The sequence below is a fragment of the Psychroserpens jangbogonensis genome (assembly GCF_000797465.1).
Taxonomy (GTDB): Bacteria; Bacteroidota; Bacteroidia; order Flavobacteriales; family Flavobacteriaceae; genus Psychroserpens; species Psychroserpens jangbogonensis.
The window spans coordinates 424616-435047 of the sequence record NZ_JSWG01000006.1 but is presented as its reverse complement, the minus strand read 5'-3'; the positions used below and the strand labels follow the sequence as shown (position 1 = coordinate 435047).

Here is a 10432-nt window from a genome sequence, read left to right as displayed (position 1 = left end):
TCAGTAGCAGTAGCGGTTCCAGTATTTGGAGGGCTAGTATCTTCAGTACATTCTCTGTTTTTATTTGGAGGGATTACTAAAGTTGGAGCAGTAGTATCTACAACAGTAATAATTTGTGAATCAGATACAGAATTTCCACAGGCATCTGTAACAGTAAAAGTTCTAGTGACTAGAATAGTACAAGTACCAGAGCTCACATCAGAATATGTAATAGAATCGATTGTCCCATCAGAATCTGAAGCTGTTCCATTTCCGTCTAAGGCGCTTTCAAGTTGTGCCAATGTAATTGTTGTAGCAGTTTCGTTATAAGGAAGATCTGTAATGCTAGAAACATCACAGCCTTCTATTGTATAATCACCTGGAGCTGTAATCTCAGGGCTCTCAGTGTCATCATTGTTTATGATTATATTACTTATAGAAAGAGCGCAATTATTGTCATCTAGAATATCAATTGTATAAGTACCTTGCGTAAGGTTTGAAAATGTACCTGTTGCTTGATAGTTATTACCACCATCTATTGAGTAAGTATATTGAGGAACACCACCAGAAACTTCAACAATTAATTCACCAGTACTATTTCCTGAGCAATCTGCATTAGTTGTGGATGTCACGCTAGCGGTTAATTCAGTTGGTTGCGTAACTTCACTATCATTAATAATGATATTACATCCTGATGAATCGGTAATAGTTACAGAATAGTTTCCAGCTGTAATTCCTGACAAATCTTGTGAGATTTCTCCATTATTCCATAAATAAGTATATGGAGGAGTACCACCTGTAACAGTAATATCAATAGCTCCAGTAGAATCGTCGTAGCAAAGTACATTTGTTATAGATGCTGTCGCTTCAATAGCATCAGGAATAAAAAGGTCAATTTGTGCATCAATGCTAGGCAATGTGCATGTAGTTCCAAAAGTACCAGTATAGGTTAATTCAGCAGTAAAATTGCCTTCAAAAGAACCAGTTGGTCCAGTATATGTATATACTCCAGTAACATTATTGGATGAGCCAACTAGATTGCCGTTTAAATAAAATTCCCATATAAATGTATCTCCTGTAGAAATACAACCATTTTGTTCTAATGTAGCGGTATAATTTATTGTATCTGTACATCCAACTCTAGACAAGCTAGGAGTAATTTCTGGACAAGGCACACAAAATTCCGGATTATCAAATACCAAAGAGGTAGTTTGACACATTGCGTTTTCATAATTAATAATTGTAGCACCAGATGTTTGAGGGCCACATATTGTAGGGTCGGTCGGAACGATTGTATATTTTAAGGTTATAGTTTCTTCAAATAAATCTGTAACGAACCATGATAACAATTGACCACTGATAGAGGCAGTTCCTTTACTAGGGTCAATACTTCCAGGTACAATTGAAAAGCCATTACCTATGGTGTCTGAAACAAGTGCTTGACCAGGCAACTGTGTTGCAGCAGGAACTAGTTGACCTAGGATAGCATCATAAATACTATTTAAATCTGCATTATTCTCAGTGGAGAACGCTCCAGAATTTTGTATACCATCAAGGGTGTTTAAAGCTATTGTTTCTTCAGTTCCATCAATTGCGCCAACTAATCCAATAGTAAATACACTTTGATTATATGTATCACCACTTACATTTGTAGTCTGTGCAGCAACACCAGCATTTATTGCTGCTGTTTGGCATGCAGTTCCTGAAGTGGTGGTATCACATGTAGAGCTACTACCATTTCTACGAGTAGCAACTCCATCTGAAAGAAGTATAATACTTCTAGATGTAGCGCAATCAAATGTACCATTATTAGTAAGTTCATTATCAGCCGCTATAATACCAGCTTCAGTATTTGTCCAGCCTCCAGTAGTTATTGCGTTAATTGTATTTATAATTGTTGTTTGTCCAGAGCTTAAGGTTAGACCAATGTCTAGAGTAGCAGAACTACTAAAACTTACAACAGCAATTTTGTTTTGACCAGTAGGATTATTTACTGGCAAAAAGAAATTATTAACAAAATCGATTGCAGCATCTTGAGCATAGTCAATTGGCTCAGGTATTGGACCGTCATCCATACTTCCTGATCTATCAATAATTAACACCACTTCTTGAGGACTTTTAGGTGGTTTACCTATAATTTCCAGAGTGACATCAAATTGATTACAAACGGTTGCGTTTTCTACTATGACCTTATCAACTAAAACTTGTTGTCCGAATAGAATATTAATAGAAAATAGAAATGAAAATGCAAACATAAGCTTAGCTACATTTTTGGCATTTCTTTTTTGAAATTGTAATTTATTTCTCATCGAGTTTTTCTTTAAAACCTGTTTTTATCTTACTTATAAATATTATCCCTTAGAAGGGTCAGCTATATAAACACTTAATGTTTTTGTCTCAGATAATGATTTGCAATCTGAAGTCTTAGCTTCTACTTCGATACAACTCCATGTATCATAAGTTGTTCCTTTCGGAACTTTTACGTTTACAATGAATTTATATGATTCACCACTATTCAATGTTATCTCTGATTGAGAAGCAGTATTTGAGCTATTCCTATTTAAACTATTATTCTCAATTGAAACATCTAATGTTGCATTGTTTGAACCAGTTCCTCTGTTGTATTGTGATGTATTTCTATTACAAGGCTCTGAAAGATTTTTAGTTGACAAATTGAATGTCTTTGAATCATTAGAAGTATTAGTAAGAATCAATACAAACTGAGTTCCGTCTTCATCAGCCGATTTAGAACTCCTGTCCTTTTCAACAATAAGTTGTGCGCTACAATCATTACTATATGATAAGTTGTTATCAGATTTAGATGACGTCACAGCAAGACATGCTATAATTAAGGTTGCTATTAATTTCATAGTTTAAAATTTAATTCAAATTTTATATTCGCTTAGCGATGTTTAATTTTACTATTGTATATAAGAAGTCTAGTAAAGTATGTGATACTTAATTAAACGTCCAATATGTTTTGAGGGAAGAACTGTGGTACGAAAGACCACGTAAATGGATTTATTAATATATTTTTGATTTGGGGTCATAAACATTATATTTAATCTTAACAAAACAAATGATAACTAATATAGTTAGCAAATTTAAATGTTAAAGGGACGAAAATAATCGTTAAAACGGAATTATGCAACATTTTATCGATAAAATATTACACTTCATCGAATCAATATGAGACAAATAGTACTTATTAGACATGCAAAATCTTCATGGGAACATGATGTAAATGATGCTGAAAGACCTTTAAAAAAGAGAGGTTTTAGAGATGCAGCACTGGTTTCTAATGCCTTCAAAAACACATCTTTTACTCCTGATATTATTTTTTCGAGCCCAGCTAATAGAGCATCGTCTACTTGTAGGATTTTTATGAATATCCTCAATTATGATGATCATATTCTACATATTGAGGACGAATTATATGATTTTAGTGGGCAAAACGTGATTGATTTTATAGCTAAAATTGATGATAGTTACGAAAAGGTTATGATTTTTGGTCATAATCATGCTTTCACATCTATTTGCAATATATTTGGAGACCAATTTATAGATAACCTGCCAACAAGTGGTTTAGTCGTTATAAATTTTGATGTCACATCGTGGCAAAATATTAAAAAAGGCACTACAAAGCTTACAATTTTCCCTAGGGATTTAAAATAATGGTAAAAGAAAAAAACAGCTACATCAATCGTGAATTGAGTTGGCTTCAATTTAATGAAAGAGTTTTGCAAGAGGCAGAAGATGAGAGTGTACCTCTTATTGAGCGATTAAGATTTTTAGGAATATTTTCAAATAACCTTGATGAGTTTTTTAAGGTTAGATATGCTACAGTAAAACGAATAGATGAAGCCGGTAAAGGAGGAAAGAGTGAACTTGGTGGTGTAAAAGCTGGTGAACTTTTAGAAATTATAACCAAAATCGTTATAAAACAACAAAGTTATAGTTTAGAAATTCTAAGTAAAATTCAAAATAGACTAGAAAAAGAAAACATCTTTATTATTAATGAAACTCAAATTGATGAGTCTCAGCATAAGTTTATTAAAGATTATTACATACAAAATGTAAGTCCAGCGCTAGTTACTGTCATTTTGAATGATTTATTGGAACTCCCTTTATTAAAAGATAGCGCTGCCTATTTAGCTGTAAAAATGGTCTTAGATAATGGAGAAAAGCAATTTGCTCTAATTGAGATACCAAAAGCCATAGATCGTTTTGTTGTTCTACCTAAAAAAGGTGATGATAATTACATCATTATATTAGATGATCTATTACGTTACTGTTTAAATGATATTTTCAATATCTTCAATTACACATCCATTTCGGCTAATATGATTAAGATTACTCGAGATGGTGAACTTGATTTTGATAGTGATTTAAGTAAGAGTTTTATTAAGAAAATATCAGATAGTGTAAAAGACAGACAGACAGGAGAACCTTTAAGATTTGTATATGATAAAACTATAGATGAAGAAACCCTAGAGTATTTAATGTCCAAAATGGGGATCGATTCTAAAGATAGTGTCATTCCTGGTGGTCGTTATCACAATAGAAGGGATTATATGGATTTTCCAAGTTTGGGAAGAACAGATCTGCTTTACGATAAGATTCAACCGTTACAAATTAAAGGGTTAAGTCTTCAAAGTAGTATTTTCACTTCTATATCCCAAAAAGACTACTTACTTCATACGCCATATCAAACCTTCTCTTATGTCGTAAAGTTTTTAAGGGAAGCTGCCTTAGATCCTAAGGTTAAAACAATAAAAATCACTATATATAGGTTAGCTCAAATTTCACATGTAGCTAGTTCATTGATAAATGCTGCTAAAAACGGTAAGAAAGTTACGGTTGTAATTGAATTACGTGCAAGATTTGATGAACAAGCAAATATAGATTATGCAGAGCAAATGCAAATTGAAGGCGTCAATCTTCTATTTGGTGTTGCTGGTTTGAAAGTGCATAGTAAAATGTGTGTTATTGAGAGAGAAGAACATAAAAAGGTAAAACGATACGGATTTATTAGTACTGGTAACTTTAACGAATCAACAGCTAAAGTTTATACAGACTTTACGTTGTTCACTTCAAATTCAAAACTTTTAAAGGACGTTAACAAAGTTTTTAACTTTTTTCAAACCAACTATCTTATTTACAGATACAAACATATTATTACATCACCTCACTATACCAAATCAAAACTCTTTGCATTAATTGATACGGAAATTGACAACGTAAAGCAAGGTAAACCTGCGTTTATAAAACTTAAGCTAAATAGTGTTTCAAGCTATAGTATGGTTGATAAACTATATGAAGCGAGTAGAGCAGGAGTGAAAATCCAGATGATTGTAAGAGGAATTTGTTCTTTAGTACCAGGAGTTAAAGGAATGAGTGAAAATATTGAGGTCATAAGTATTATCGATAAATTTTTAGAACATACTAGATTGTACGTGTTTTGTAATAATGACGATAATAAAGTATACATATCTTCAGCGGATTGGATGACTAGAAATATTGAAAATAGAGTAGAAGTTAGTTGTCCAATTTATCAGGCTGATCTTAAAGAAGAGTTGCTAGATGTTTTTGATATTTGTTGGAATGATAATGTAAAGGCAAGAATCATTGATGAAACGCAGAGTAATGAATACCGACGAAATGATAATCCTAAAGTAAGAACTCAATTCGCACTCTACGATTATTTTAAAGAAAAATTGAATTCATAGTATGTTAAACATTAAAAAATACGCAGCGATTGATATAGGTTCAAATGCAGTACGACTTTTAATTTCAAGTATTATTGAACAAAAAGGTCAACCTGTTAAGTTTAAAAAAACCTCCTTAGTACGTGTGCCTATTCGTCTTGGTGCTGATGTGTTTTTAAAAGGAGAGATTTCCGAAGAGAATAAAGAACGCATGCTTGATACTATGACTGCTTTCAGATTATTAATGAAATCACACAAAATCATTAAGTATAAAGCTTGTGCTACTTCTGCGATGCGAGAAGCTGATAATGGGAAAGAGGTCGCTAAACTTATTTCAAAAAAAGCTAAAATTGAGATTGATATTATTGATGGTGAAGAAGAAGCTGCTATTATTGCTGCCACTGACTTACTTTCTTATATAAAGGAAGATAAAACCTATTTATATGTAGATGTAGGTGGTGGAAGTACGGAGTTTTCAGTTATTCATCATGGAAATACTGTAGCGTCAAAATCGTTTAGAATTGGAACAGTTAGACTTTTGAATGACATTGTCAAAAAAGAAACTTGGAATGAATTAGAAGAATGGATCAAGGCTAAGACTAAAGGTTACCATGCTATTGATTTAATAGGTTCTGGTGGAAACATTAATAAAATATTTAAAATCTCAGGGAAAGCTGAAGGAAAACCGTTAACGTATTTTTACTTAACGACGTATTATAATAAGCTTCAAACCTATTCTTATGAAGAGCGAATTACCGAATTAGAGCTTAACCAAGATAGAGCAGATGTTATTATTCCTGCAACGAGAATATACCTTTCTGCAATGAAATGGAGTGGTGCAAAAGACGTATTTGTTCCAAAAATTGGACTTTCAGATGGTATAATAAAAAGTGTGTATTATGGAGCAGTTTCGAGTATAAACCTTTAAAAATAAGGTTGTTTGACCTCTTTTTTTACTAGATATCTATTATTTATTTATTAATCTCAATTTTCATTATATATTAGCAGTCTCAAATCTATGCTGTTTTATATAACATCATTTTGAAAACGCTCAATTAAAATGGTTGAGTCTATTTAAAACAAAATTTTATAAAAATGAAATCACTTATCCTTACATTATTATTTGTTAGTATTACTACACTATCTTTCGCTCAAGGCACCAGTTATGGTGTTAGAGGAGGTTTAAATATCTCTAATCTAGATTTTGATCCTGATGCAACCTTTGAAAACCAACACAGAAATGGTTTCGCTTTTGGAGGTTTTGTCGATTTTGGAATTAGCGATAATTTTTCAATTTTAACTGAATTGCAATATTCTGCTGAAGGAGGTAAAGACGAAGCCTTAAGAGCTGATTATATTCAGTTACCAATTATGGTTCGCTTTGCAATAGGAAATAAATTCACTGTTGGAGCAGGACCAATGCTAAGTTTAAAGACTTGGGCTGATCAAGACGGATTTTCAACATTTACATTCTCAGGAGTTGGAGGTGTTGAATATATGATTACCGATGAAATATTTGTTGATGCACGTGTGCATTATGGATTAAGTAATATCCTTGATGAAGACTTAACAGATGTGGAAGCGCAGAATACAACATTCCAATTTGGGTTTGGTATAAAAATCTAATAAGAATTATTAAAATATATTAAAAAGCCTCAGTTTTAACTGAGGCTTTTTTTATTGCTTGATAAATTTCAAAGTCTGTAACTGATTGGAATTATTAAAGAAACGAATAAAATACAATCCAGAATTAAGGTCGTATACATTAATAGATTCTGATCTGAGTTTGGCTTCTTTTACAAGTTTTCCATCAATGGAATAAATTTGATAATTTAATTCACTTCCAGATCGACTTACGGATAAATTAATCTCAGAGGAAACAGGATTATTTTTTAAAGTTATTTGTAGAGCGTTTATTTCATTTTCTGAAATAGATAACGGTTCATCTCCAAAGACTAATCTTGCGCCTAATAAATCAGTTACATTCAATGTGGTTCCGTTATTTATGATTTCGAATTCAGAGAAATTGTTTGGAGGAAAACCAATAATATTAAAGTATTCACTTTCATAATCAGATTCACAAAAACCTAATGTTGGCGAAAAATCAAGTAAATGAATATTATTACCATTATTTAAAGTGACTTCATAATCACTCATAAAAGCGTTACACTCACCTTCACCAAAAGCTGTTGTTCTAAATGTAAGTGGATTTATGTCATTAGTTAGTGTTAATGATGGATTTTCAATAGTAAAGACTTCAATAGTTGGATTTCCAGGAATTTCAATTCTAGATAAATACCAGGTTCTAGTAAGTAACGCATTATTGGGAGTTCTTCCAAATACAACAAAATCTCCACTAGAGTTTTGAAGTGTTAATTGTTCATTATCGCCAGATCCAATAATTTGATAATTTAGATCAGATTCAACACTAAAACTATTTGTAATGACGTCATTGTATAAGTTGGTGTAAATCCCAGCAACTGTACTGAAATCGCAGCTTCCTGAACTTGTTAAATCAATAATCCTTAAGGTATCATTACTTAAAGGAAGATATGACATAGTTTGAAATTCACATGACGAACCTCCATCTGCTATATAATAATCAGCAATCTCAGATTCTATATTCGTAAAGTTTAATTGAACTTCTCCAATAAAATTATCATTTTGGACACCATCAGAAGTTATACTGATCAAATACCATTCGCCTAGTAGCAGCTCATTTTGAGAATTTGTTACGCAAACAGAAAATAAAAATAGAATAGATAAGTAGATATGTTTCATGGCAAGTAGATAATTTTCTATACACGAATATAAGTAATATCCATGAATTGTACTTTATAGCTTGATAAATTTAATGATCTGTTTGTCATCTATTTTTAAAAAGTAAAGACCAGCCTTTAAATAACTAACATCAATAGATTCACTCAAATTTGAATTACTTTCAATCAATTTACCAGTAATAGAATAAATGGAGTAATGTGAGCTTATAAGAAAATTTGAAATATGAAGAACTTCTTTTGCAGGGTTTGGATATATAGCAATTGTTCTATATTGAAATGAAGAAATAGATAAAGTCTGTCTTCCATAAACAGCATAATCTCCACTAAAATCATTTGTAATAGTTAATGTGGTATCATCATCTGTACCTGTTATATCGTAACTAAGAATAAATTCATCAAGTATTTCAGAGGTGTTAGAGTCAAATAAAATGGCGTGATTATAATCAGAGAAATACGAACAAACTTCTGGTGGATTTTCACAGTTGCTTAAAGCTTCAGTAATATCGAAAACTTCCATTGTGCCATTTGCAACATTAAATTTACCTTCAAAAGTATCAGTGATTGGGCCAAAACTTTCTATTGTAAATGGTTCGTCTGCAGTAGGAGGTAATAAACCAAAATTTAAAACAATGTTATAATCTTCTTGAGTTGTAAGAGGTGGATATGTAGTAACTCCATTATCAGTTCTAAAATGCAAATACCAATCACCAAATAAGGCAACTTCTTCTTGAGAAAAGCTTATTAGACCTAAACATAATAAGGTAACTGTAAAGTAGATTTTTTTCATAGTTGAAATTTACCACTTAAAAGATACAAAAATTATCCGTGAATCGTTTCCTTTTTACCTAATTCCCTTATGATATCTGCTTCGTAATCAAGTAGATGTTGCCATTTCTTGTCTACGTCTTCTCGATCACCATATTGTCTAGCAAATCCTAAAAACATCGTATAGTGGTTAGCTTCACTTACCATTAATTTCCTGTAGAATTCAGCGAGTTCTTTGTCTTCTAATTCTTCTGAAAGTAATCTGAAACGTTCACAACTTCTGGCTTCAATTAATGCTGCATAGAGTAATCGGTGTACTAATTGTGTAGTTCGGCTTCCTCCTTTAGGAAAGAATTTTAATAATTGAATGACGTAATCATCTTTTCGGTCTCTGCCTAAAGTCCAACCGTTAGCCAAAATTCTATCATGTACCATTTTAAAATGGCTAATTTCTTCTTTTACAAGGGCAACCATTTCTTGTACTAACCCTGTGTATTCTGGAAAACTAACAATTAAAGAAATAGCAGTACTTGTCGCTTTTTGCTCACAGTACGCGTGGTCTGTAAGGATCTCTTCGATGTTTTTCTCAACAATGTTTACCCAACGTGGATCTGTTGGTAGTTTTAAACCTAGCATATTAACTGTGTTCTTCTATTAAAAATAAGTCTTGTTTGCCTTCTGTATTAACGATTAGTTCATACAATTTGTAGGCTTTACTTTTAGGGTTTATAATTGAAATCCCTAAATTAAGTTCCTTAGTATTTGAAGTTTCTTGATTAACCCAAACATGTTCTAAAGTTGCATTTTTCCAAAACTCAGATTGAGAAGCGTCTTTAAAATCTTCAGCTCTAATAGTAGTATTGAAAATGTTTTTAGAATCTAAAGTTATTTTAATTTCAGATTCAAAAACACGATGGTAGTTTAGTTTTGTTCTCGTTTTATCTGTTTCAGAATTCATTAATATTTGGGAATCCATTTTAGCATAATTCTTAATACTAACTTTAAACGTATTTGAAATAATCGAATCTGTTTGAACTTCGGTATATGTTTCTGGATAATATGAAACGATATCTAAATCGGTATGTTTTTCATTAAATTCAGAAATTGAATTTTGCAAATTTTCTCGAGCACTTCCGCGTCTATCACAATTAAAGAAGGCTACAGCTATAAGGATTACTATGAGTATTGATTTTTTCATAA

General features: G+C 31.9%; 10 protein-coding genes. 4 read left to right on the top strand and 6 right to left on the bottom strand.

The window, feature by feature from the left end:
• Positions 1-2288 (bottom strand): VWA domain-containing protein (locus RH81_RS05320; protein WP_033958680.1); only part of this gene is annotated, 2288 nt, incomplete at its 3' end.
• Positions 2289-2330: 42 nt separating this feature from the next.
• Positions 2331-2849, bottom strand: coding sequence for a hypothetical protein (locus RH81_RS05315; RefSeq protein WP_033958677.1), 519 nt, complete (start codon positions 2847-2849; stop codon positions 2331-2333).
• A 319-nt stretch (positions 2850-3168) separates the two neighbouring features.
• Between RH81_RS05315 and RH81_RS05310 the strand changes: the two genes are divergently transcribed.
• The 4 genes from RH81_RS05310 (at position 3169) to RH81_RS05295 (ending at position 7313) form a co-directional block, all read left to right on the top strand.
• Positions 3169-3654, top strand: a complete 486-nt coding sequence (locus RH81_RS05310; protein WP_033958674.1) for a SixA phosphatase family protein — start codon at positions 3169-3171, stop codon at positions 3652-3654.
• Positions 3654-5708, top strand: a complete 2055-nt coding sequence (ppk1, locus tag RH81_RS05305) for a polyphosphate kinase 1 (protein ID WP_033958671.1) — start codon at positions 3654-3656, stop codon at positions 5706-5708. Before RH81_RS05310 ends, ppk1 begins: the two co-directional genes overlap by 1 nt.
• A gap of 1 nt (position 5709) precedes the next feature.
• Positions 5710-6615 carry a Ppx/GppA phosphatase family protein gene (locus RH81_RS05300; protein WP_033958668.1) on the top strand — a complete coding sequence of 302 codons (906 nt, stop codon included), beginning with the start codon at positions 5710-5712 and terminating at the stop codon, positions 6613-6615.
• Between the two features lie 167 nt (positions 6616-6782).
• Positions 6783-7313 carry a porin family protein gene (locus RH81_RS05295; RefSeq protein ID WP_033958664.1) on the top strand — a complete coding sequence of 177 codons (531 nt, stop codon included), beginning with the start codon at positions 6783-6785 and terminating at the stop codon, positions 7311-7313.
• A gap of 51 nt (positions 7314-7364) precedes the next feature.
• Here RH81_RS05295 and RH81_RS05290 read toward each other — a convergent pair whose 3' ends face one another.
• Genes RH81_RS05290 through RH81_RS05275 form a run of 4 tightly spaced genes read right to left on the bottom strand, consistent with a single transcriptional unit; the run spans position 7365 to position 10430 of the window.
• Positions 7365-8468 (bottom strand): T9SS type A sorting domain-containing protein, encoded by a 1104-nt coding sequence (locus tag RH81_RS05290; RefSeq protein WP_033958663.1) that lies wholly within the window; start codon positions 8466-8468, stop codon positions 7365-7367.
• A gap of 54 nt (positions 8469-8522) precedes the next feature.
• Positions 8523-9254, bottom strand: a complete 732-nt coding sequence (locus RH81_RS05285; RefSeq protein WP_033958661.1) for a T9SS type A sorting domain-containing protein — start codon at positions 9252-9254, stop codon at positions 8523-8525.
• 32 nt (positions 9255-9286) lie between these two features.
• Positions 9287-9868: a MiaE family protein gene (locus RH81_RS05280; RefSeq protein ID WP_033958659.1), complete on the bottom strand. Its 582-nt coding sequence runs from the start codon at positions 9866-9868 to the stop codon at positions 9287-9289.
• Position 9869: 1 nt separating this feature from the next.
• A complete protein-coding gene (locus tag RH81_RS05275) occupies positions 9870-10430 on the bottom strand; it encodes a DUF4738 domain-containing protein (RefSeq protein ID WP_033958656.1) in 561 nt (186 codons plus the stop codon).
• Positions 10431-10432: the final 2 nt, after the last annotated feature.

Coding starts and splice junctions, on each gene's coding strand:
- RH81_RS05315 (WP_033958677.1), bottom strand. CDS start 2,849: ATGAAATTAATAGCAACCTTAATTATAGCATGTCTTGCTGTGACGTCA.
- RH81_RS05295 (WP_033958664.1), top strand. CDS start 6,783: ATGAAATCACTTATCCTTACATTATTATTTGTTAGTATTACTACACTA.
- RH81_RS05300 (WP_033958668.1), top strand. CDS start 5,710: ATGTTAAACATTAAAAAATACGCAGCGATTGATATAGGTTCAAATGCA.
- RH81_RS05275 (WP_033958656.1), bottom strand. CDS start 10,430: ATGAAAAAATCAATACTCATAGTAATCCTTATAGCTGTAGCCTTCTTT.
- ppk1 (WP_033958671.1), top strand. CDS start 3,654: ATGGTAAAAGAAAAAAACAGCTACATCAATCGTGAATTGAGTTGGCTT.
- RH81_RS05310 (WP_033958674.1), top strand. CDS start 3,169: ATGAGACAAATAGTACTTATTAGACATGCAAAATCTTCATGGGAACAT.
- RH81_RS05280 (WP_033958659.1), bottom strand. CDS start 9,868: ATGCTAGGTTTAAAACTACCAACAGATCCACGTTGGGTAAACATTGTT.
- RH81_RS05290 (WP_033958663.1), bottom strand. CDS start 8,468: ATGAAACATATCTACTTATCTATTCTATTTTTATTTTCTGTTTGCGTA.
- RH81_RS05285 (WP_033958661.1), bottom strand. CDS start 9,254: ATGAAAAAAATCTACTTTACAGTTACCTTATTATGTTTAGGTCTAATA.